This window comes from Polynucleobacter sinensis (genome assembly GCF_001595985.1).
Taxonomy (GTDB): domain Bacteria; phylum Pseudomonadota; class Gammaproteobacteria; order Burkholderiales; family Burkholderiaceae; genus Polynucleobacter; species Polynucleobacter sinensis.
The window spans coordinates 164,504-187,633 of sequence record NZ_LOJJ01000003.1; the positions used below are offsets into that span (position 1 = coordinate 164,504).

A 23,130-nucleotide genomic window follows, 5' to 3' on the forward strand; every position below is an offset into this window, starting at 1 on the left:
AATTCACTTAGACTAAAAAGCACTACATTGATCACTCTATCAAATATTTACAGTACACCTTATGATGTCATCAGAAGATGTAAGTCATCTATCGGTATATTAATCACTTTATGACAATGTCGGGATTTATCTTATGGCAACTTATCCGGAGATGATGGGTCGCGCTGTTGCAATTACTGGTGCCGCTTCAGGCATAGGTGAGGCGGCAGTAAGATCTTTTTATGCGCAAGGCGCCTACGTATTTCTTTTGGATCTCGATTACAAGGGAGTCGAGAAGATCGCAGCCGAGTTGGGTGATCGGGCCTACCCAATCCAAGTTGATATCACGAATCCACAATCCGTTTTAGAGGCGTTTAGTGCCATTGATCATGCTGGAACTGGCCTCGATATTTTTATAAACTGTGCTGGTGGCTACAAGAAGCTACTCACTGTAGAGAAAATGGATCTTGAAGAGTGGGATAACACCATCTCTCTCAATCTCAGAGCTGTATTTCTTTGCTGCCAAGCAGCAATTCCTAGGTTAAAGAAGTCTAAAGCCGGACGCATTATTAACGTCACCTCAATATCTGGACGAACGGTTCACGCCGCCTCGTCACCAGCCTATGGATCGGCTAAAGCGGGTGTCACTCAGTTAACCCGGTTTTTGGCTTATGAGCTAGGGCCTTATGGAATTACTGCAAATACTATTGCACCATTAACAACTCTAACGCCTAGAGTAGCAGCCCTGAGGACTCCTGAAGATATTGCTCGCATCGCTTCACAGGTGCCCTTAGGTAGACTAGCAACGACTGATGATCATGTTTCGGCAATGTTGTATTTGGCCTCAGATGGAGCAGCTTTTGTTACTGGCGTCGCCTTAGACACCAACGGCGGCAGGATTATGCTTTAGTGAAAGTCTATCAATATAGGAGATTGATGTGAGAATCTTATCGGCATTCAAGACGCTAACTTTCGTAGGTTGTTTACTATCGTTATCAAATTTCTCTTACGCCCAACTGTGGCCAAATAGTTCACTGACTTTTGTTACGCCATTGGCGGTAGGGAGTGCATCAGACGTCGCCTTGCGAATTGTTTCTGAACAAATTAGTAAGTCGTTAGGACAATCGATTCTGATTGACAATCAAACTGGCGCATCTGGAGCAATTGGCGCTGAAAAGGTTGCTAACGCAAGTCCAAATGGATATGTATTTTGTGGTTGCAACAATGCCATTCTGAGTGTTCTTCCCCAATTAAGAAAAGTACCTTACAACCCTTTAAAAAGCTTTAAGCCTATAGGGATGGTTGCAGTACTTCCAACAGTTCTTGTTGTCAATGCAGACTCACCATTTAAAACAGTCAAAGATATTATTGATTACGCTAAAGCCAATCCCGGGAAAATTGAATATGCTTCTGGAGGTGTGGGTAGCCCACAGCATATTGCGATGTCTATGTTTGAATCTATGGCGGGAATTAAATTTACCCATGTGCCATATAAAGGGGCTAGTCAGGCAGCAGTTGGCGTTGCTGGCGGCGAAGTGCAGGTGATGTTCAATGCGATTGGTACGGTGTTGCCTTTAATCAAGTCGGGAAAATTACGCCCGATAGCAATCGCAGGATCTCAACGAACGCCAATCATGAGTGATATTCCAACAGTTGGTGAATCAGGTGTGCCGGGATATAGCTATGCTTCCTGGGTTGGCATTATCGGACCGGCTGGTCTTTCTGACGAGATTGTTGCCAAACTTTCTGGTGAGATATTAAAAACCCTTGCGATGCCTGAGATTATCAAGAAGCTTGGTGACAATGGCATTGATCCATATCCCATGAGCGCCTCTCAAATGAGTGCGTTTATGGCAGCCGATTATCAGCGTATGGGTAGGGTAATTAAAGAGGCAGGTATCAGCGGTGATTAATTCTAGAGCCAAATGGAAGGGGCGTCAGTTCCATTACCAACCCGAGAAAAGCCATGTGCATCCCTTTTTGGTAGATCTATGGAATGCAGTTAGAGAGCAAACGGATGGCTTGGTTGATATTGAGGTTCTTGCCGATAACGGTGGCACCAAGCTGGCTCATCTAGAGGTGGTTGATCAACTCATTGATGGACAGATTCAATTTTATGCGTTGATGGGAAGTATTTTGGGTCCCTTAGTTCCTGCGATGAATATACAAAGCCTGCCTTTTATATTTAGAAGTAGTGAGGATGTTTATGCATCAATGGATGGAGCACTTGGGGATTTTCTTCGCAATGAACTTCGTTCAAAGGGTATCTATTTGTTCCCATCTGGACTCATGGAGAATGGATTTCGCCACATTGTTACCAATAATCGTCCCATTTTTAATGCAGAAGATCTGGAGGGCTTAACTATTCGCATTCCAGAAGGTGAAGTATTTGAAGATACATTTAAGGCTTTTGGGGCTCGCCCTGTACAGCTATTTGTTTTGGAGTTATATGAATCATTGAAGAATGGAAGCTTAGAGGCGCAGGAGAATCCTCTCGCAATTATCGAATCACTGAAGTTATATGAAGTGACTAAGTACATTTCAAAGACATCTCACATGTGGTCAGGCTTTAACATTATTGGCAGCTTAAGTTTTTGGGAGAGCATGCCTCTTGAAATTCAGGAAATTATTCTCAAGAATGTGAAGACATATGTCGACAAGCAGCGCGAATATACGATCAATCTAAATCACAATCTATCTGAAATGCTACGAGAGAAGGGGATGATTATTAATGAGGCGGATACATCCACTTTTCGTCAGCATTTGGGAGGTAGCTTCTATCAGAAATGGAAGAATGAAGTTGGCGATCACGCATGGAGTCTCCTAGAGGAGCGCGTTGGAAAGCTCTGCTAAAGCCATAATCTGGATACTCTCCGATTAAGGGTTATGATATCCAGAACTAGCTCAAGGGCTAATGCCCCACCAATCACTCTCAATGGAACTTAAATGAATAAATTAGGCGCTTTAATCACCACAATTTCTGTAGTCGCTTTATTGTCGGCGTGTAGCAATACACCAAAATTGGCTAGTCAGCCTATGCCTAAATCTGGTTTTTTGCCCAACTATTCAGTTTTGGTGCCAACGGCAACTAGTGAGTCCGATACGCGTATTTGGAGATACCGTAAAGCAGGAGTTAATCCAGGCTCCTATACGGCAGTTATTTTGGATCCAATCTATTTGAATCAAAATGCCACCAAGGAAATTACGCCTGAAGTCATTAACAAGGCTAGAGCTGCTTTACAAGAGTCTATGGTCGAGGCGGTCAATGCACGTGGCAATATTAAGATCGTTACGCAGCCTGGTCCTGGAGTGGCGCGTATTTCTGTTGGTATCACTGGGGCGGAGAGCTCTTCAGACAGTCTGCAGCCTTGGAATTTCACGCCAATTGGCTTGGCTTTAAATGCTGCCGCTTATGCAGGCGGTGTGAACTCGAAGACTCCAGCAATGTTGGTTGAGAGCAAGATCACTGATAGCCAAACTAAGGATTTGCTGGGCGAAGGTTTAGTAACCGTTCAGGGCGAGTCTTTTAGAACTGCGGGTGGCTCAGCTGAATCATTTGTCGCAATGGCTAAAAAAGTCGTACGCGTTGCGATGGAAACTTCTGCAGATCCAAGAGCAACTGCGTCGAGATAATGATGTCCTGTCAGCTAACTTTAAAAAATCTTATTCGTATTGCTGTGGCAGCAATGCTACTAGCACCGCTGTATTCGATGGCTGATGATGCATCTCGCAATAAAGAGATATCAGAGCGTTTCGCAAAATGCGATACGAATAAAGATGGCAAGTTAACGCTGGATGAGGCTAAGGGTTGCATGCCTCGAATCTATGACCACTTTAGTAAGATTGATGCGCAAAATAAGGGCTATGTCACTGTCGCTGAAATACAGACAATGGCAGCCCGCTAATTTATTTTGCTAGCTTAGGTAGTTTCTTGGAGTCTGCTGGCCAGGTTAAGACAATTTCTGGATCAATTTTCAGAATCGACTTGTCTTTTCCTGGGTAGTCCACTCGAGAGAGTAAATCACGGATCAGATTGAGGTGCGCTAGCTTCTTGTCGTTAGCGCTGATCACGACCCAAGGGGCATCTTTAGTGCTGGTCTTCTTGAGCATGGCATCTCGCGCCTGCGAGTATGCATCCCATTTCTTTTGCGCCTGTTGATCAATTGGACTGATTTTCCATTGCTTTAATGGATCCTTGGCTCTGTCAGCAAGACGCACTGCTTGTTCTGCTTTTGAAATATCTAAGTAGTATTTAATGACCTGGATATTGGATCCTACGAGCAATGATTCGAAATCATTGACTGTGTCCATAAACTGCTTGTATTGCGCATCAGTACAAAAGTCCATGACCTTTTCTACGCCGGCGCGGTTATACCAACTACGATTGAAAAGCACGCATTCACCGGCGGTAGGCAATTCGGCAACATAGCGCTGAAAATACCATTCACCTTCTTCACGAGGAGAGGGTTTATTTAAAGCAACTACCCTGGTGTCTCTTGGGCTCAAATGTTCGGTAATACATTTGATCGTGCCATCTTTGCCTGCAGTATCACGACCCTCTAGAATAACCAGGAGGCGATAGCCTTGATCGATAATTTGATGTTGTAGCTTTACTAATTCAATTTGCAGCAAATGCAACTCTGCCTCGTAATGAATTTCCGATTTTTTGGTTTTAGTCATAAGGCGGAGCGAATGATGAATTAGGTATTAGCAGAAGGGATGGATGCTTTCTTGGCAGGCGCCTTTTTGGCGACAGCTTTCTTTGTAACTACTTTTTTGGCGGGTGTTTTTTTAGCTGCTACTTTTTTGGCTGGAGCCTTCTTCGCTACTACTCTCTTGGTAGCCGCTTTTTTGGCTGGAGCTTTCTTGGCGGGTGCTTTTTTCTCTAATTTATCTAAAGCCTTTGCCAGCTTATCAATCAGCTTTTCTCTTTCCGCTTCCAACTTGTCTAACTTTTTTAGCAGTTGCTTTACTAGTTTCTTTTGACTCATGATGTATTCCTATAAATAAAATTGATTTGCTAGTGAATTGATATATGGCTACTAGCATCATTTGATCCTACGTTTTATTGCGGACACTTTCAAGCGATTGTGACAGTTATAGACATATATTTATTACGGCAATCTTTGATGCTAAATTGACTGGTATGTTCAAAACATTATTTTCTTTGCCACGGACGGTATGGTTAATTGGTCTGATTAGCTTTGTGAATGATTCTGCGAGCGAAATGCTGTACCCACTAATGCCGCTCTATCTGTCAACAGTTCTCATGACAGGCCCAAAGGCCTTGGGATTGATTGAAGGGGTTGCTGAGGCAACTTCCAGTATTTTTAAATTGGTTTCCGGTGTGATCGTGGATCGAACCAAAAAAACGAAACCCTGGATTGTGATTGGCTACCTTTTGGCTGGGATTGGAAGACCGCTCATCGCAATTGCCAATTCTTGGGCATGGATTTTATGCATTCGCTTTACTGATCGTCTTGGAAAAGGCTTGAGAAGCTCCCCGCGGGATGCCTTATTAGCGGAGAGCGTTGCTCCAAATCAGCGCGGCATTACTTATGGCTTGCATCGCTCTATGGATAACGCGGGCGCAGTACTTGGCCCACTCCTAGCGGCTTTCTTGCTGTCTATTGATATTCCCTTAAAAGATATTTTTCTATGGGCTATTATTCCTGGATTGATAACGGTTGGTTTAGCGTTATGCCTTCAGGAGCCACCTCAAGAGCGGCAGTTAGTCCAGCCATTCTCTTGGTCGCTTGAGGGTTTGTCCTCTCCGTTCAAGCGCTATATTTTGGCCGCTGGAATTTTTGCTCTGGCCAACTCATCGGATATGTTTTTGCTCTTAAGAGCACGAGAGCTTGGCGTGCCCCAAGAGCAGATCCCTCTGATGTGGGCCGCCATTTCTTTGATTACCTCAGTTTGTGGAACACCGCTATCGGCGTTATCTGACAGATTTGGGCGTAAACATTTCATCTTGATTGCATGGTGTGCATTTGCATTTTTTTACGTCGCTATGAGTTTTTCGGGGATTTCAATTGGGGTGCTATTTATCCTCTTTGGGCTCTACGGTTTATTTAAGGCAGCCACTGAGGGAGTAGAAAAAGCGCTCGTCGCAGACTTGGCACCAAAGGGAATGGCTGGCACTGCCTTTGGATGGTTTAACTTGGTCAATGGTGTGATGCTGTTGCCCGCATCCCTGATATTTGGATGGCTATATGAATCCTACAATCCGCAATCTGCTTTCTTATTTTCTGGCTCTTGCGCCATGCTGGCGCTGTTGTTGCTCGCGTTTTGGGTTTTTAGGACCCCAGAAATACAAAACCCCAGCTAAATCAATAGACTGGGGTTATTTTGGTGAGTCTTGGGGGTTCTAGGCTTATTCCGGGTGGAAGTTGTTGCTAGCCATAAAACTGATGGTACGCTCAAAGCCTAAAATACGGATGTAGCGCCATGCGATATCACGGTATTTGCTATCTAAGTAGCCAATGGCTACCTCAGGATCCGCCCTTTTTGAAAGATCGATCTGTTGAATTGCACGAGCCCAACGTTTGAGTCTTGTTGACATATTTGTCACCTCCATGGCCATATAACGCCCGATAAAGACGCGGAGATGACAAAAAGTAGCAAATTTTTTATATAAATTTCATTTTTTTCAAAAAATAGCGTTTTCAGGGCCTATTTTCAGCGTTTTTGCCTTGCTCAAGCTCCTTTTTTTCAGCTTTCGCCCGGGCTTTAATCGGTTTGAGGTAGATAAGCAGACAGACAAAGGCGAGGGTGCCAAGCGCCGTTTCCAGTGCGGCTAACCAGAAATTAGTCCCAGTTTCGAGGATTCGGACCAAGCCTTCTGTGATGTAGAGCAGGATTAGCATGGAGGCCCACTGCATAGTGTAGACCTTGCCTTTCCAGAGGCCAGGGATGGCAAATAGCAATGGAACGCCTTTGAGGATGAGCCAAGATCCACCTGGACGAAGAGGGGACAGAAACCATTCCCAGGCGATACAAAGTATAAAGAGGTCGACAAAGGCCGCTGTGGCAATGAGCTGGTACGGATTTTTGTTGCGCCAGTCTTTCAGCATGGATTACTCCTGATTCAGTTTCAAGGCTACTTGCGCAAGCCGTTTGCCTTGCGCTATGGCTAGTCTCTGTTCTTCTGCGCTAATCGGTGCGCGACCGTCAGCATGGGCTAGGTGAGTTGGTCCATAAGGGCTTCCGCCGGTGGCAGTGCTCATGAGATCTGCTTCGCTGTAAGGGAGTCCGAGAATCATCATGCCATGGTGAAGCAGTGGAATCATCATTGTTAGCAGGGTGCTTTCTTGGCCTCCGTGAAGACTGCCAGTGCTGGTAAAGACGCACGCAGGTTTGCCAATCAGGGCGCCATTCAACCATTCACCAGAGCTACCATCCCAAAAATATTTCATGGGGGCGGCCATATTGCCAAAACGGGTTGGTGATCCAAGGGCCAAACCAATACATTCTTTGAGATCTGCATATTCAACGTAGGGGGCGCCCTCTGATGGCACGGCTGGTTCAGTTGCCTCGCATACGGTGGATATGGGTGGAACCGTACGCAGTCTGGCATTGGCACCAGGCACGCTTTCAATCCCTTCCGCGATGAGACGAGCTAGCTCTTTAGTAGCGCCGTGGCGGGAGTAGTACAAAACTAATATATCTGCGTGGCTCATATTCTTCTCTTATCTTTTATGATACGGCGATGCGTCTCATTCGTAATCCTCAATTATGGCTCTCTCTTGGGAAAGAGATCTGGGAGAGTAATCGCGGCCAAAATCTGAAGCAGGTGGCGGCAAGCTTAGCTTTTACGACGACCTTGTCTTTAGTTCCCATGTTGACCGTTGCCTCTATTTTGATTGGTTACCTTCCGAGCGTGATCCGTATCAAGTATGCGATTCAGGCTTGGCTATTGGATACGTATATGCCTGGCGGTCTTAATCAACAAGTTTTTAATTACCTCGATCAATTTTCCTCTCAAGCCAAAGGGCTCACATTGATCGGTTTGATTGGGCTGGTGATCACCACCATCATGACTATGGCGGTGATTGAGAGCGCCTTCAATCAAATCTTTCGAGTGAGCAAAAGTCGTCCAGTTGTGAAAAAGATTGCTATTTATTCTGCGGCTACGATTTTGGGCCCCATTTTGCTGGGTATTGGTACTTATTTGAGCGGTCTCTTATTAAGTGCAGCAGAAGGTTGGACTGAATCACTGAGCTTTGGTTTGAGCCTTGTTGCTACAGTTTTGCCGGTGCTGTTGGCGATATCGGTATTCACGGTCGCTTACAAAATCCTGCCTTATGCCCAAATTCAATGGAGTGATGCGTTTACTGGCGCTTTCTTTGCGGCCATGACTTTTGAGCTTATGAAGTTTGGTTTTGCATTCTTTTTGACGCACGTTGCCTTTTATAAGACCGTTTATGGTGCTTTCGCCATCTTCCCTTTAGCGCTGATTTGGATTTATCTAACCTGGTGGATTACCCTAGCTGGCGCTGTACTTGTCGCCAATCTTCCAAGTATTCGTAGTGGGGTAATCAGGGTTATTCGTTACTGAAATACTGTATTTGACCCTTGATTCTGCCCATGCTTAAGAATATATTGTTCCAATAAGAAAACCATTGTTGGAGACCCAATGAAAGTTCGTGACATATTGCGCGTGAAGGGCAGCACACTATTTACGGTGGCGCCAGAGACAGCGCTGCAAACTGCTGTCTTGGTAATGAGCGAACATGATATTGGCTCATTGGTTGTTATGGACTATGAAAAGCTGGTGGGTATTCTGACCTTCCGAGAGGTGATCGCCGCACTAGCAAAACACCATGGCAAGCTCGATGACTTGAAAGTTAACTCTGTCATGAATGCTAAGCCCCTGACTTGCAATATGGAAACGGAAATTGATGAGGTGAGGCGCATGATGTTGGTTGATCACGCCCGCTACCTGCCCGTCATGGACCAAAAGATGTTGATGGGCGTTATCTCGTTCTACGACGTCGCCAAATCGGTTGTTGAGGCGCAAGATTTTGAAAACACCATGCTTAAGGCCTATATTCGTGACTGGCCTGAGGGCGAGGAAAAGGCTGCAAGCTAGTCAAAACAAGCTGACAAGGCCTGTACTGGCCTAATACCCCTGACAGATGACATAATGTCGTTATGTCAGGAAATACTTTAGGCCTTCTCTTTACTGTCACCACTTTTGGTGAATCTCATGGTCCCGCAATTGGTGCTGTCGTCGATGGCTGTCCTCCCGGGATGTCATTAAATGAGGCGGATTTGCAGATCGATTTAGATCGACGTAAGCCCGGCACATCGCGCCATGTAACGCAGCGCCAAGAAGCAGACAAAGTCGAAATTTTGTCCGGCGTTTACGAAGGTAAAACTACGGGTGCTCCGATTGGCTTGCTGATTCGCAATACAGATCAACGCAGCCAAGACTACGGCAATATTTTGCAAACTTTTAGACCCGGTCATGCAGATTACGCTTATCACTACAAATATGGTTTGCGTGATCCCCGTGGTGGCGGTCGTTCATCTGCGCGCTTAACTGCTCCTGTTGTTGCTGCAGCAGCGATTGCGAAGAAGTGGTTGCGTGAACAATACGGTACTGAGTTTTATGGCTATATGAGCCAGCTTGGCGAGATCGAGATTCCATTTAAAGATGCGGCATTGATTGAAAGCAATCCTTTCTTTGCTGCTAATCTGGATATCGTTCCTCAACTTGAAACCTACATGGATGAGCTGCGCAAGGCAGGGGACTCCTGTGGAGCAAAGATTGAGGTACGCGCTCGCAACGTACCCATTGGTTTAGGTGAGCCCTTATTTGATAAGTTGGATGCCGATATTGCGCATGCGATGATGGGTATCAATGCGGTGAAGGGCGTGGAAATTGGTGCTGGTTTTAAATCTGTAGCGCAGCGCGGAAGTGAGCATGGCGATGAGCTCTTTACTGATGGTTTTGCGACTAATAATTCTGGTGGCACATTAGGTGGAATTAGTAGTGGGCAAGATCTGCGTGTATCAATTGCTATTAAGCCTACCTCTAGCATCATGACCCCCAAAGAGTCTGTTGATCTGAATGGCAAGCCAATTACCGTTCAGACCAAAGGTCGTCATGACCCATGTGTAGGAATTCGGGCGACACCAATTGCTGAAGCTATGTTGGCCTTGGTTTTAATGGATCACGCCTTGCGTCACCGCGCTCAATGTGGTGATGTGAAGCATACGGTTCCGCCTATTCCAGCGGCACGACCAGGATCGGCATCTGATTAATTTCAATCGATAAAATAAGAAAAAGAACATGACACCTTCAGTGCGGTGGGCCTTCGGGTCCTTTTTCTTTTTATATTTCGCTTATGTTGGCTTAGTCTCCCCGTACGCCAGTCTATTTTTTGTAGATCGCGGCTTTAGTGTCATTGAGATTGCTGTTTTAATGTCAATGCTCCAAATTACCCGTATTGTTGGCCCATTTTCTTGGGGGTGGTTATCAGACTATCTATCAAATCGTATTGGCATCATTCGCGTATGTGCATGCTTGGCAGCGATCGTGTTTCTTTTTATCTTTTTCCTGCAGAGTTATGCTTCCTTCTTTGTCTGGATGTTTGTCTTACATACGATTCTGAGTAGTCTGATGCCTTTGGGCGAGTCCGCTACCGTGCACGCACTCTTTAAAGATAATTCTTTTGATAAGCGTTATGGTCGCTTGCGTCTATGGGGTTCCATTGGTTTTATTGCAATGGTTCTCTTTGCTGGAGAGTTGTTTCAGCGTAGCGGTATAGAGCTTTACCCCATCGTAGGCACGGTTGTGCTATTTGCCTTGGCTGCAATTACGTTCAAGTTGTACGAACCCAAGATGGAGCGTCGCAAGATGGTAAAGGGCGAGCTTTTGGTGGTGCTCTTTAATCCCGATGTGCGTTGGTTCTTGGTGTCGGGATTTTTTATGATCTTTGCTCATGCCGCCTTGTATGTTTTTTACTCGTTGTATTTGGCGGACCTTGGTTATAACAAGTTCGAGATTGGTTTGTTTTGGGCTTTGGGGGTCTTTGCTGAAGTGATTTTCTTTTACTTTCAGAGCAAAGTGCTAAGTCGTTTGGATGCAGAGATAGTCTTACAGGCGGCATTTGGGATTGGGGTGCTTCGATTCATCTTGATCGCATTCTTCCCGGTCACTTGGGTTTTGATCATCGCCCAATTAATGCATGCAGGAACATTTGGCGCTCACCATAGCGCGGCGACTAAATTATTGCAGCGTTGGTTTACGGGACCCCTACAAGCCCGTGGCCAAGCTTTGATGGCTACCGTATCCTATGGTTTAGGTGGCACACTTGGTGGATTGGTGGCGGGGTGGTTATGGGATGCTACGCAACCACGAAATGTATTTGTCATGTCAGCTTTGGCTTGCGGTCTAGCGGGTATGGCGATTCAAAAACTACGACCTCGCCATTACCCGACTCGATAATTTAAGAGCTTACATCGAAGCGTAGTTTGGTCCGCCGCCACCCTCTGGTGTAACCCAAACAATATTCTGACTTGGATCTTTGATATCACAAGTTTTGCAATGTACGCAATTTTGTGAGTTGATTTGCAAGCGTGCTTGACCATCATTCTCGACATACTCATAAACGCCAGCAGGGCAGTAGCGTTGCTCCGGACCTGCATATGTTTTGAGATTGAGGTTGACGGGAACCGCATTGTTCTTCAGCGTTAAATGAACGGGCTGATTCTCGGCGTGATTAGTATTAGAAATAAATACTGAGGAGAGGCGATCAAATGTGATCTTGCCGTCAGGCTTTGGATAGTCTATCGGTTGATATTGCGCCGCTGGTTCTAGGCATTCATGATCCGCATGTTTTAAATGGACTGTCCATGGCATGTTTCCGCCTAATAGTTTTTGCTCTAAGCCAACCATCAAGGTGCCAATATAGAGACCTTTTGACATCCATGGTTTGAAGTTACGCGCTTGGTTTAACTCAGTATGCAGCCAGCTATTTTTAAATGCGTTAGGATACGCAGCCAATATATCGGCTGAACGATTTTCGTTCAGCGCAGCCACAGCAGCCTCAGCGGCTAACATGCCAGTTTTGATTGCTGCATGACTTCCCTTAATGCGTGAGGCGTTTAAGAAGCCAGCATCACAGCCAATCAGTGCACCGCCTGGGAATACCGTTTTTGGTAGGCTATTGAGACCTCCGGCTGTTAGTGCGCGTGCACCATAGGCGATACGCTTTCCACCCTCGAATGTCTCGCGGATTTTGGGATGTAATTTGTAGCGTTGAAATTCTTCAAATGGAGAGAGATAAGGATTCTTATAAGAAAGACCCACAACCAAACCAACTGCAACTTTGTTATCGCCCAAGTGATACAGGAATGAGCCACCATAGGTGTCGCTCTCCAAAGGCCATCCGGCGGTATGAACGACTAGGCCTGGCTTACTCTTAGATGGTTCAACTTCCCAAAGCTCTTTGATGCCAATTCCATAACTTTGAGGATCAGCATCTTTATCCAAAGCAAACTTGGCGATCAATTGTTTTCCTAAATGGCCTCGGGCACCTTCAGCAAAGAGCGTATATTTGGCGCGTAACTCCATGCCTAGCTGAAACTGGTCTGTGGGTTGGCCTTCTTTGTCTAAACCCATTGCTCCGGTAATCACGCCACAGACTGCGCCATGCTCGTTGTAAAGAATTTCTGCAGCGGGAAAGCCTGGAAAAATTTCCACCCCAAGATTCTCCGCTTGCTGACCTAGCCAGCGTGTGACGTTGGCTAAACTCACTATGTAATTACCTTCATTCTTGAAGCAGTGAGGCAGCATCCAATTGGGAACCTGAAATGCGCTTTCTTTAGTCAAGAAAAGGAATTGATCTTGGGTTACTGCAGTATCTAGTGGGGCGCCTAATTCCTTCCAGTTGGGAAAGAGTTCTGTGAGCGCTTTAGGATCCATGACGGCGCCAGACAGAATATGTGCACCAATTTCTGACCCTTTTTCGAGAACGCAGACGCTTATTTCCTTGCCAGATTCATTGGCCAGCTGTTTTGCTTTAATAGCCGCCGATAGACCTGCGGGACCACCGCCGACAATAACAAGGTCATAGTCCATGGATTCTCTGGGGCCAAACTGTTCAAGCAATTCCTGGGCATTCATATAATTTCTCCGACAATTCTCAAAAATAGGGTCTTAAAGCAATTTTCCGTAATTTTTAGCAATTCCAGCATGTTTAGGGGCTCAATTACTCCCCTTAGTTTAGATCTAAGTAGGAAAAACTTAGTTGGCATTTGTCACCAATGGGCTTTGGTGTCTAAAGCGTTATGATTAGCTTTTTACCCTCTTTGGCAATAAATAGGACGAATGTATGAATAAAACTTACCCCTCAGCAGTTGATGCCCTACGGGATATCTTGAAAGATGGCCAAAAGTTGGCCGTTGGTGGTTTTGGACTTTGTGGCATTCCAGAGGCCTTGATTGGTGCGGTAAAAGACCTTGGCGCGCAAAATTTAACGGCGATTGCTAATAATGCTGGAGTTGATGGCATTGGCTTGGGTTTGTTGCTCAATTCAAGACAGGTAAAAAAAATGGTCGCCTCTTATGTGGGAGAGAACAAAGAATTTGAGCGTCAGTATTTGGCAGGCGAGTTGGAGTTGGAATTTACGCCACAGGGCACTCTCGCGGAAAAGTTGCGGGCTGGCGGTTGCGGAATCCCTGCTTTTTATACCAAGACGGGTGTTGGTACCTTGGTTGCTGAAGGTAAAGAGGAAAAAGAATTCGATGGTGAGCGATACATCATGGAACGCTCCATTATTTCTGATATTTCATTAGTAAAAGCGTGGAAAGCCGATAAGTCAGGTAACTTGATCTATCGCTATACCGCTCGAAACTTCAACCCAGTAGTCGCGATGGCTGGGAAGATCACAGTTGCCGAGGTTGAAGAAATTGTTGAGAACGGTCAACTCGATCCGAATGAGATTCATACTCCCGGTATCTATGTTCATCGCCTAGTGCTAAATGCAACGCCCGAGAAGCGTATTGAGCATCGCACTTTATCCGCCGCTTAATCAGCGCTAACAGTACAGAATATTTAGGAAGATCGACATGCCTTGGAATAGAGATGAAATGGCGGCACGAGCCGCTAAAGAGTTAAAAGATGGTGACTACGTTAATTTGGGTATTGGTATGCCAACTTTGGTTGCGAACCATGTGCCAAAAGAGATGGAAGTTTGGCTGCAATCTGAAAATGGTCTTTTAGGTATTGGCCCGTTCCCAACAGAAGCGCAGCTTGATCCGGACTTAATTAATGCTGGTAAGCAAACGGTTACCACTTTGCCTGGCTCATCTATTTTTTCTTCAGCGGATTCATTTGGAATGATTCGTGGCGGCAAAATTAATATTGCCATTCTGGGCGCTATGCAAGTGAGTGAGTTCGGTGACTTGGCCAACTGGATGATCCCAGGAAAAATGGTCAAGGGGATGGGGGGCGCCATGGATCTCGTGGCGGGCGTTAAACATGTAGTGGTCTTAATGGAGCATGTCGCTAAGAAAAAAGATGGCACGGAAGAGATCAAAATTCTGCCTAAATGCACTTTGCCATTAACGGGGGTGGGCGTAATTAGTCGCATCATCACCGACTTATGTGTGTTAGATATCACACCAAAAGGTCTGAAGTTGGTTGAGCTCGCTCCAGGAGTCACCAAGGAGGAGGTGCTCTCTAAAACAGGTGCCCCTATTGATACGTCTGGTTTCTAAATACTTTCTCAGTTAATGAAATAATGGGGTCTTAATGACCCCATTTCCTTTTAGGGATATCTCTATGAGTGCTGCAGACCATTCACTTCATGCTCACAAGCGGGGCGATGCCAAGCATTCCCATAGCAAAGAAGTTTCCAATCAAAACTTATTACTTATCGCCTTAGTCTTGACGCTGGGTTTTTCGGGTGTGGAGGGTGCAGCAGCTTACTTTGCCAATTCTTTAGCATTAATTTCAGATGCCGGCCACATGGTGACCGATGCTGCTGCACTAGGCTTGGCTTTATTGGCGCAAATTATTTCTCGTAGGCCGCCATCACCAAAACATTCATTTGGTTTTGGTCGCGCAGAGGCCTTAGCCGCATTCATTAATAGCATTGCAATGTTGGCATTGGTCGTTTGGATTATGGTTGAAGCAGTCAGCCGTTTTTACTCCCCACACCAGGTAGATGGCATCACTGTTACGGTGGTTGCCGCTATTGGGCTTGCAATGAATATTGTTGTTGCTTGGGTTTTGTCGCGCGATAAAAAAAGCGTCAATACTCGCGCGGCTTTAGTCCATGTGATGGGCGATCTTTTAGGTTCGATAGCAGCTTTGATCGCGGGTGTGGTCATTCAGCTTACTGGTTGGATGCCGATTGATGCAATTCTCTCAATCCTAGTATCTCTTTTGATCCTGAAGTCCACCGTTTCAATATTGCGTGAGTCATACCACTTCCTCATGGAGGGGGTTCCGCTGCACATTGATTATTTGCAAGTGGGCGATGATTTGAAAAGGATGCCTGGTGTGTTGTCTGTGCACGATCTTCACGTGTGGGAGATGACCCCTAGCTTCCCCGCTTTAATTGGGCATATTGAAATTGCCGACATGAATCAGTGGCCTGAAATTATGTCGCGAATTAACGCAATGTTGCTAGATAAACATGGCATTGATCACGTTACTTTACAGCCGGAGGTTGCGGGAGGTGATGATGAGCATGCGCATGATGATCCAGTCAATGATGCAGTAAATAAGACCAATGTAATTCATCAGGGTGACACTTTTTATGTGACTTGCACAAGTAGTGACGGGCCTCATCGCATGGCTTATCACGCTTGGGGAAACCCTCAGAATCCGCGAGTGCTGTTTTGTGTTCATGGCTTGACCAGACGCGGGAGTGATTTCAAGACGCTTGCCCAGGCAATGAGTAACGAATATTACGTCGTATGCCCTGATGTCGTAGGTCGTGGCGATTCCGATAGGCTAAAAAATCCGATGCTCTATGCGGTTCCTCAATATGTGGCGGATATGGCATCTCTCGTTAAGCATCTAAGGGTATCGCAGATCGATTGGTTTGGTACCTCTATGGGTGGGTTAATTGGAATGGTCTACGCTTCCATGCCAGGTAGCCCAATTCGTCGTATGTTAATTAACGATGTTGGTCCCCGTATTGAACCTGAAGCTATTGCGCGTTTGGGTTCATATGTCGGGCAGCCGTTTACCTTTGCTAATCGCGCTGATGCCTTAAATCGCTTAAATCAAATTTGTGCTTCTTTTGGCGAGCACACCCCAGAAGAGTGGGAGGTTTATAACGGCCCCATGCTGATTCAGAAGGATGGTGCATGGGTGATGCATTACGATCCAGATATTGCCGTACCTTTTGCGTCAGTCAACCCGATTATGGCTAAAGCGGGTGAGATGGCGATGTGGCACGCGTTTAAGAAAATTCATATTCCAGTGCTGATTGTGCGCGGTGGAGATTCTGATTTGTTGTCCGCTAAAACAGTCGCAGAGATGTGCAAGGTTAATCCTTATGCCCGTAGTATTGAGATACCAGGGGTGGGGCACGCGCCTGCATTTGTTAAGGCGGAACAAGTGGCATTGGCAAAAGAATTCTTTAGCTAAGGATCTCATTAGGTAATGTCTGCGCCAGCAAATGCATCCGAGGGATTTCAAGTGGTTGATGGTTGGTATGGTGAGCCAGCCGAGGATCATGCTGCCGGCGTTCTAAGCATTCTGCAGGGGCTTCATCTGGATGAGGCGACGCTAACCGCAGCAAATAATATTGCCCGCACTCATGGCCGAGAAGCGCTCACTAAGTTAATCGGTGATGAAGCTGCGAAATTACTAATTGGCTATCGAGGTCTCAGGCAGGCCCAAGCAAAGCTTGTGCGTAATGATGGCGGTCTAAGTATTTCTGGGCAAGAAGAGATGCTCAGAAAGATGCTCCTTGCTTTTGGTGATGACTTGCGAGTGGTTCTTATCTACCTGGCATCACGCTTGCAAACATTGCGCTGGATTACTCGCGAGAAGATTGTCATGCCCAAGGCTTGGGCGCAAGAGATTCTAAATATCGATGCAACCTTGGCCAATCGATTGGGTATTTGGCAAATGAAATGGGAGATGGAGGACTTAGCCTTTCGGGTTCTCTCCCCTGAAACCTATCGTGATATTGCCAAGATGCTCGATGGTAAGAGAGTTGAGCGCGAAGCATTTATTCAAAAGATTGTGGCGCGTCTCAAGCAGGAGTTAAGTCTTGCGCATATTACCGGCGATGTACAAGGTCGCCCGAAACATATCTACAGCATTTGGAAGAAGATGCAGGGTAAATCTCTGGACTTTGCCAATCTCTACGATGTGCGGGCATTCAGGGTGTTAGTCGATGATGTGAAGTCTTGCTACGCTATCTTAGGATTGGTGCATAACATTTGGCAGCCAGTGCCACGTGAATTTGATGATTACATTGCGCGGCCTAAGCCCAACGGCTATCAATCACTCCATACCGTTGTCATGGATGAGCAAGGTACGGCATTTGAGATTCAGGTACGCACTAACGAGATGCACCAGCAGGCTGAGTATGGTTTGGCTGCGCATTGGCGCTATAAAGAAGGTGCCTACAGTGGTGCTGCTACACCACCCAAGATAAATAAGGCTCCTGCAAGCTCTAGCGCCGTTCATCAAATGGGCACTCATAGTGCAGCTGTGGCCTATGAGCGCCAAATCGCTTGGGCAAGGCAACTGATTTCATGGAAAGAGGATGCCTGGGAGCAGCTTAAGCATCATGAAATAGACGATCATATTTATGTGCTGACTCCATTGGGAAAGGTCATTTCTTTGGAGAAAGGCTCTTCACCAATTGATTTTGCTTATGCGGTGCATACCGATTTGGGGCATCGTTGCCGTGGTGCGCGGGTGGATGGCGCTATGGTTCCATTGGATACCCCCTTGCAAAATGGTCAAACAGTGGAAATTATTGCCGTCAAGCATGGGGGTCCATCACGTGACTGGATTAGCCCAAGCCGAAATTATTTACGCTCGCAACGGGCCCGTACTCGGGTGCGTACTTGGTTCAATGCTTTGGATGACGAGGGGGCTGGGGCCAAGCCGACCGAAACAAAGTTAGACCAAAAAGTTGAAGCTAAATCTGCTACTGCAACTCCAGAGATTGTGCTACGCCAGAGTGCTCGTAAGCCAGGGCAGGTTGGTGATGTGCTGGTGGTAGGGGTGGACTCTTTGCTCACTCAGCTAGCGCGTTGCTGTAGACCGGTTCCTCCTGATGCGATTGCGGGTTTTGTAACTCAGGGTCGTGGTGTTTCCATTCACAGAAGATCTTGTAAAACATTTAGAAGTCTTTTGGAGAGAGCTCCCGAGCGTGTTATTCAGACGGCATGGAACGAATCAAGCTCTGACATTGGTGGTGGAAATGAGGCTAAAAAATTGTTTCCGGCAGATTTGGCAGTCACTGGCTTGGATCGCCCCGAGCTCATGCGGGAATTATTTGAGATATTGACCAGGCAAGGTGTACACGTGGTGGATTTGCGAAAGTCCTCCAAACGGGGCATGGCTCAAATCCTGCTAACCATTGAAATTAAAGACTCGGAAGCCTTGCGTATCGTGCAAAACAGCCTTGAAGAGGTGAAAGGTGTCACGCAGGTGCGCCGCCGGTGATAAACTCTAGGGCTATATAGGCTCGTAGCTCAGCTGGTTAGAGCACCACCTTGACATGGTGGGGGTCGTTGGTTCGAGTCCAATCGAGCCTACCAACGAATAAAGACCCAAAAGAGCGCGGTTGCCGAAATGCTTCCGCGCTTTCTTTTTTGTAAGTAAATTGATGGAGTTGTCATGCTTGTAGTTACTCTGCCAGACGGATCAAAACGAGAGTTTGATGCTCCTGTTCGCGTCATTGATGTCGCACAAAGCATTGGTAGCGGCCTTGCTAAAGCGGCGCTAGGCGGCATTGTTGACGGCAAGATGGTTGACGCCAGCTTTGTGATTGATAAAGACAGTCAACTCGCCATCATTACTGATAAGAGTCCAGAAGCGCTCGAGATCGTGCGCCACTCCACGGCACACTTGCTTGCTTATGCCGTTAAGGAATTATTTCCCGAGGCTCAAGTCACTATTGGCCCTGTAATCGAAAACGGTTTTTATTACGACTTTTCCTACCATCGTCCATTTACTCCAGAGGATTTGGTCGCGCTTGAAAAGAAAATGGCCGAGCTCGCTAAAAAGGATGAGCCAGTTACTCGCACGGTAATGCCTCGCGATGATGCTGTGAAGTTCTTTAAAGATCAAGGTGAAAACTATAAGGCAGAGTTGATTGCGAGTATTCCCCAGGGGGAGGACGTATCTCTTTATGCCGAGGGTAAGTTCACAGACTTGTGTCGCGGTCCCCACGTGCCATCCACTGGTAAGTTGAAGGTATTTAAACTCATGAAGCTTGCCGGCGCTTACTGGCGTGGCGATAGCAAAAATGAGATGCTGCAGCGTATTTACGGTACGGCTTGGCTAAAAAAAGAAGATCAAGATGCTTATCTCAATATGCTTGAAGAAGCTGAGAAGCGTGATCACCGTCGTTTAGGAAAGCTGCTCGATCTGTTTCATTTTCAAGAAGAGGCTCCAGGACTGATTTTCTGGCATCCAAAGGGCTGGTCCATTTGGCAAGAGGTTGAGCAGTACATGCGTCGTGTATACCAACGTGAAGGCTACCAAGAGGTCAAGGCTCCTCAGATTTTGGATCGCGGACTGTGGGAAAAATCTGGTCACTGGGATAATTACAAAGAAAACATGTTTACCACTGAGTCGGAAAATCGTGCCTACGCACTAAAGCCGATGAACTGTCCTGGCCATGTTCAGATCTTTAATTCTGGTTTGCACAGCTACCGTGAATTGCCTTTGCGTTACGGTGAGTTCGGTCAATGTCATCGTAATGAGCCATCAGGTGCTTTGCATGGCTTGATGCGGGTGCGTGGCTTTACCCAGGATGATGGTCACATCTTCTGCACCGAAGATCAGATTCAGGCTGAAGTAGCTGCCTTTGATAAGGCGGTTCGCGAGGTTTACAAAGATTTTGGCTTCACTGAAGTTGCTGTGAAGTTGGCTCTTCGCCCAGCCAAGCGTGTTGGCGATGATGCCATTTGGGATAAAGCCGAAGCTGCCTTACGTGGCGCTTTGACCGCCTCCGGTCAAGAATGGGAAGAATTGCCGGGTGAGGGTGCTTTTTACGGCCCTAAGATCGAATATCACCTCAAAGACTCTATTGGGCGTACTTGGCAGTGTGGCACGATTCAGGTGGATTTCTCGATGCCAGCCCGTTTGGGTGCTGAATATGTCACGGAAGAGAACACCCGCAAGGCTCCTGTGATGCTCCACAGGGCGATTGTGGGCTCTTTGGAGCGTTTTATTGGCATTTTGATCGAAAATCACGCTGGAAATATGCCAGTTTGGCTCGCGCCAACCCAGGCTGTAGTCCTTAATATTTCTGGAAATTCCGCTGCATACGCTCAACAAGTCCAGCAATCTCTGAAAAAACAAGGGTTTAGAGTCGAATCTGATTTGCGGAATGAGAAAATTACGTATAAAATACGCGAGCACGCATTACAGAAGATCCCATTTTTGCTAGTTGTTGGCGATAAAGAGGCTGAAAGTAATTCGGTAGCCGTTCGTGCCCGTGGCGGAGTTGATTTAGGCGTAATGCCTCTTGATGCCTTCGTTGCCCGACTCCAGCAGGATATATCCCAGAAAGTCGGACCCGAGCCTAGCTAGGGGTAGAACGGTTTTGATTGTTTTTTTATAGGAATTAAGAAGATCGCTACTGATAAATCGCAGCGCATAAACCGGGAAATTACTGCTCCTGAAGTGCGTCTGATTGGAATGGATGGGGAGCCCATCGGTGTAGTTAAGTTGAGTGAAGCCTTGGCTTTAGCTGAAGAGAAAGAAACCGATTTGGTGGAAATTGCTCCGACAGCTGTGCCACCTGTAGTCCGTATCATGGACTTCGGCAAATTCAAGTACCAAGAAGCCAAACGTTTGCATGAAGCTAAGCTTAAGCAAAAAGTGATTCAGGTGAAGGAAGTAAAATTCCGTCCCGGCACAGATGATGGCGACTACGGTGTAAAGCTACGCAATCTAATCCGCTTTTTAGAGGATGGCGATAAGACAAAGATTACGCTGCGGTTTCGGGGTCGTGAAATGGCCCATCAAGAAATCGGAGTCAGAATGTTGGAGCGTTTGAAGTTGGACTTACAAGAGTATGGCCAAGTTGAGCAGTTTCCAAAAATGGAAGGCCGCCAGATGGTGATGGTATTGGCCCCCATTCGTAAGGCTAAGTAACTGGGTTTTACCTGGTTCTTATGTAGGGAGGCGTTGTCAGTGAATAACTGAAACGCTGGTAGTTTGAAGTGCTTCTGGGTACAGGAAGAGTAACCGTCGGTTGCCACCTATGTTGCACAAGTAATTGAAGGGGTGCTTTATGCCCAAGATGAAGAGTAAGAGTAGCGCTAAAAAGCGCTTCACGGTTCGCGCAGGCGGAACGATCAAACGAGGTCAGGCTTTCAAACGCCATATCCTCACTAAGAAAACCACAAAGAACAAGCGTCATTTGCGTGGTTCCACTGAAGTTGCGAAGGCAGACGTTAAGTCAATTCGCTCCATGCTTCCTTACGCTTAACCTCAGACTAGATAGGAGAATTTAAATGCCAAGAGTCAAACGTGGGGTTACAGCAAGAGCCCGTCATAAGAAAATCACCGATGCCGCAACAGGCTATCGTGGACGTCGTAAAAATGTATTCCGTATCGCTAAGCAAGCAGTTATGCGTGCTGGTCAATATGCATACCGTGACCGTCGTAACAAGAAACGTGTATTCCGCGCATTGTGGATTGCTCGTATCAACGCGGCAGTTCGTCAGCATGACATGACCTATAGCGTATTCATGAATGGTATGAAGAAGGCTGCGATTGAACTCGACCGCAAAGTGCTTTCTGATATGGCCATTGCTGACAAAGCAGCATTTGCTGCTTTGGTTACTCGGATCAAATCCGTAGTAAACGCTGCAGCTTAATTCTTAGTTCATTTAAAAACTAAGCTGCAATGGTTTCTCTCGACCACATTGTCGAGGATGCTAAACGTGATTTCCTCGGAGCTGCCGATGCGGCAGCTCTAGAGGACGCGAAAGCCAAGTATCTCGGTAAGTCAGGTGTTCTCACTGAGCGTCTTAAGGCGCTTGGTGGAATGTCGCCTGATGAACGTAAGAGTGCTGGCGCCCAAATTAATCAAATCAAAACTCAAGTAGAAGCTGCATTACAAGAGCGTCGCCAAGCGTTAGCCGATGCTGTTTTGTCGCAACGCCTTGCGGCCGAATCGATCGACGTTTCTTTGCCTGGCCGTGGCCAAGCAGTAGGTAGCCTGCATCCTGTGATGCGTACCTGGGAGCGCGTTGAAGAGATCTTTCGTTCGATTGGTTTTGATGTGGCTGATGGACCTGAAATTGAAACTGATTGGTTTAATTTCACAGCCTTAAATAGTCCTGAAAATCATCCTGCTCGATCAATGCAGGATACCTTTTATGTTGATGGCAAAGATTCCAATGGGAAGCCTTTGTTGTTGCGCACGCACACTAGCCCCATTCAGGTTCGCTATGCAAGTGAGCACGTTAAAAAATATGCCAACACAGATGTTATGCCACCAATCAAAGTGATTGCGCCAGGCAGAACTTATCGTGTGGATAGTGATGCTACTCATTCGCCGATGTTCCATCAGGTGGAGGGATTGTGGATCGCTGAGAGCGTTTCCTTTGCCGACCTCAAAGGCGTGTACACCGATTTCTTAAGAACTTTTTTTGAGACAAATGCCCTTCAAGTGCGTTTCCGTCCATCGTATTTCCCATTTACTGAACCTTCCGCTGAAATCGATATGGCTTTTGGAAGCGGTAAGCTAGCTGGCCGTTGGTTGGAAATTTCTGGAGCGGGACAAGTACACCCAAATGTATTGCGCAATATGGGTATTGATCCAGAGCGTTACACCGGTTTTGCTTTCGGCTCTGGCTTAGAGCGTCTAACTATGTTGCGTTACGGCGTTGATGATTTACGTCTTTTCTTTGAGAACGATCTCCGTTTCTTAGCGCAATTCCCAGCTTAATTAGCTAACCTTCTAATAGTAG

General features: G+C 46.5%; 25 protein-coding genes and 1 tRNA gene. 20 read left to right on the forward strand and 6 right to left on the reverse strand.

Translation table 11 applies throughout. From position 1 onward, the window contains the following. Positions 1-133 precede the first annotated feature (133 nt). The 5 genes from AOB49_RS04540 (at position 134) to AOB49_RS04560 (ending at position 3,884) form a co-directional block, all read left to right on the forward strand. Positions 134-889, forward strand: a complete 756-nt coding sequence (locus tag AOB49_RS04540; protein WP_062308505.1) for an SDR family NAD(P)-dependent oxidoreductase — start codon at positions 134-136, stop codon at positions 887-889. A gap of 28 nt (positions 890-917) precedes the next feature. Beyond that, positions 918-1,892, forward strand: a complete 975-nt coding sequence (locus AOB49_RS04545; RefSeq protein WP_062308506.1) for a Bug family tripartite tricarboxylate transporter substrate binding protein — start codon at positions 918-920, stop codon at positions 1,890-1,892. After that, positions 1,885-2,832 carry a TRAP transporter substrate-binding protein gene (locus AOB49_RS04550; RefSeq protein WP_062308509.1) on the forward strand — a complete coding sequence of 316 codons (948 nt, stop codon included), beginning with the start codon at positions 1,885-1,887 and terminating at the stop codon, positions 2,830-2,832. Before AOB49_RS04545 ends, AOB49_RS04550 begins: the two co-directional genes overlap by 8 nt. Positions 2,833-2,925: 93 nt before the next feature. Then, entirely contained in the window at positions 2,926-3,612 is a 687-nt protein-coding gene (locus AOB49_RS04555) for a DUF3313 domain-containing protein (protein ID WP_062308510.1), read from the forward strand. Beyond that, a complete protein-coding gene (locus AOB49_RS04560) occupies positions 3,612-3,884 on the forward strand; it encodes an EF-hand domain-containing protein (protein WP_245640615.1) in 273 nt (90 codons plus the stop codon). The genes AOB49_RS04555 and AOB49_RS04560 overlap by 1 nt, the downstream gene beginning before the upstream one ends. Before the next feature lies 1 nt (position 3,885). Here the strand turns inward: AOB49_RS04560 and ppk2 are convergent, their stop codons facing one another. Further along, a complete protein-coding gene (gene ppk2 / locus AOB49_RS04565) occupies positions 3,886-4,659 on the reverse strand; it encodes a polyphosphate kinase 2 (protein WP_062308512.1) in 774 nt (257 codons plus the stop codon). Positions 4,660-4,679: 20 nt separating this feature from the next. Further along, complete coding sequence (locus tag AOB49_RS04570; protein ID WP_062308513.1) at positions 4,680-4,970, reverse strand: hypothetical protein; 291 nt, start codon at positions 4,968-4,970, stop codon at positions 4,680-4,682. A gap of 155 nt (positions 4,971-5,125) precedes the next feature. Here AOB49_RS04570 and AOB49_RS04575 point away from each other — a divergent pair, with 155 nt between their 5' ends. Continuing rightward, positions 5,126-6,310: an MFS transporter gene (locus AOB49_RS04575; protein ID WP_062308515.1), complete on the forward strand. Its 1,185-nt coding sequence runs from the start codon at positions 5,126-5,128 to the stop codon at positions 6,308-6,310. Positions 6,311-6,355: 45 nt separating this feature from the next. Here AOB49_RS04575 and AOB49_RS04580 read toward each other — a convergent pair whose 3' ends face one another. The 3 genes from AOB49_RS04580 to wrbA form a co-directional block, all read right to left on the reverse strand. Beyond that, a complete protein-coding gene (locus tag AOB49_RS04580) occupies positions 6,356-6,544 on the reverse strand; it encodes a hypothetical protein (RefSeq protein WP_062308516.1) in 189 nt (62 codons plus the stop codon). 103 nt (positions 6,545-6,647) lie between these two features. Then, the gene (locus tag AOB49_RS04585) at positions 6,648-7,055 is read right to left on the reverse strand and encodes a DUF2069 domain-containing protein (protein WP_062308518.1); all 408 of its coding nucleotides are present in this window, start codon (positions 7,053-7,055) and stop codon (positions 6,648-6,650) included. A gap of 3 nt (positions 7,056-7,058) precedes the next feature. Continuing rightward, complete coding sequence (gene wrbA, locus AOB49_RS04590; RefSeq protein WP_062308520.1) at positions 7,059-7,661, reverse strand: NAD(P)H:quinone oxidoreductase; 603 nt, start codon at positions 7,659-7,661, stop codon at positions 7,059-7,061. Positions 7,662-7,690: 29 nt separating this feature from the next. Here wrbA and AOB49_RS04595 point away from each other — a divergent pair, with 29 nt between their 5' ends. The 4 genes from AOB49_RS04595 (at position 7,691) to AOB49_RS04610 (ending at position 11,437) form a co-directional block, all read left to right on the forward strand. Further along, positions 7,691-8,539, forward strand: a complete 849-nt coding sequence (locus AOB49_RS04595) for a YihY family inner membrane protein (RefSeq protein WP_062308522.1) — start codon at positions 7,691-7,693, stop codon at positions 8,537-8,539. 78 nt (positions 8,540-8,617) lie between these two features. Then, positions 8,618-9,073 (forward strand): CBS domain-containing protein, encoded by a 456-nt coding sequence (locus AOB49_RS04600; RefSeq protein WP_062308523.1) that lies wholly within the window; start codon positions 8,618-8,620, stop codon positions 9,071-9,073. 62 nt (positions 9,074-9,135) lie between these two features. Further along, the gene (aroC, locus tag AOB49_RS04605) at positions 9,136-10,251 is read left to right on the forward strand and encodes a chorismate synthase (protein WP_062308525.1); all 1,116 of its coding nucleotides are present in this window, start codon (positions 9,136-9,138) and stop codon (positions 10,249-10,251) included. Between the two features lie 28 nt (positions 10,252-10,279). Then, entirely contained in the window at positions 10,280-11,437 is a 1,158-nt protein-coding gene (locus AOB49_RS04610) for an MFS transporter (protein WP_062308528.1), read from the forward strand. 9 nt (positions 11,438-11,446) lie between these two features. Here AOB49_RS04610 and AOB49_RS04615 read toward each other — a convergent pair whose 3' ends face one another. Further along, a complete protein-coding gene (locus tag AOB49_RS04615; protein ID WP_062308530.1) occupies positions 11,447-13,117 on the reverse strand; it encodes an electron transfer flavoprotein-ubiquinone oxidoreductase in 1,671 nt (556 codons plus the stop codon). 208 nt (positions 13,118-13,325) lie between these two features. Here AOB49_RS04615 and AOB49_RS04620 point away from each other — a divergent pair, with 208 nt between their 5' ends. The 10 genes from AOB49_RS04620 (at position 13,326) to pheS (ending at position 23,108) form a co-directional block, all read left to right on the forward strand. Next, entirely contained in the window at positions 13,326-14,024 is a 699-nt protein-coding gene (locus tag AOB49_RS04620; RefSeq protein ID WP_062308532.1) for a CoA transferase subunit A, read from the forward strand. Positions 14,025-14,061: 37 nt separating this feature from the next. Beyond that, positions 14,062-14,712 (forward strand): CoA transferase subunit B, encoded by a 651-nt coding sequence (locus tag AOB49_RS04625; RefSeq protein ID WP_062308534.1) that lies wholly within the window; start codon positions 14,062-14,064, stop codon positions 14,710-14,712. Positions 14,713-14,746: 34 nt separating this feature from the next. Beyond that, on the forward strand, positions 14,747-16,597 hold the full coding sequence (locus AOB49_RS12385) for an alpha/beta fold hydrolase (protein WP_342667197.1): 1,851 nt from the start codon (positions 14,747-14,749) through the stop codon (positions 16,595-16,597). A 15-nt stretch (positions 16,598-16,612) separates the two neighbouring features. Then, positions 16,613-18,640 carry a RelA/SpoT family protein gene (locus AOB49_RS04635; protein WP_062308535.1) on the forward strand — a complete coding sequence of 676 codons (2,028 nt, stop codon included), beginning with the start codon at positions 16,613-16,615 and terminating at the stop codon, positions 18,638-18,640. 18 nt (positions 18,641-18,658) lie between these two features. Further along, positions 18,659-18,735, forward strand: a tRNA-Val gene (locus tag AOB49_RS04640). A gap of 79 nt (positions 18,736-18,814) precedes the next feature. After that, complete coding sequence (gene thrS, locus AOB49_RS04645; protein ID WP_062308537.1) at positions 18,815-20,737, forward strand: threonine--tRNA ligase; 1,923 nt, start codon at positions 18,815-18,817, stop codon at positions 20,735-20,737. A gap of 27 nt (positions 20,738-20,764) precedes the next feature. Further along, positions 20,765-21,304, forward strand: a complete 540-nt coding sequence (infC, locus tag AOB49_RS04650) for a translation initiation factor IF-3 (protein ID WP_407070231.1) — start codon at positions 20,765-20,767, stop codon at positions 21,302-21,304. 139 nt (positions 21,305-21,443) lie between these two features. Beyond that, positions 21,444-21,641: a 50S ribosomal protein L35 gene (gene rpmI, locus AOB49_RS04655; protein WP_011902674.1), complete on the forward strand. Its 198-nt coding sequence runs from the start codon at positions 21,444-21,446 to the stop codon at positions 21,639-21,641. 25 nt (positions 21,642-21,666) lie between these two features. Further along, positions 21,667-22,032, forward strand: coding sequence for a 50S ribosomal protein L20 (rplT, locus tag AOB49_RS04660; protein WP_011902675.1), 366 nt, complete (start codon positions 21,667-21,669; stop codon positions 22,030-22,032). A 29-nt stretch (positions 22,033-22,061) separates the two neighbouring features. Further along, complete coding sequence (gene pheS, locus AOB49_RS04665; protein WP_062308540.1) at positions 22,062-23,108, forward strand: phenylalanine--tRNA ligase subunit alpha; 1,047 nt, start codon at positions 22,062-22,064, stop codon at positions 23,106-23,108. Positions 23,109-23,130: the final 22 nt, after the last annotated feature.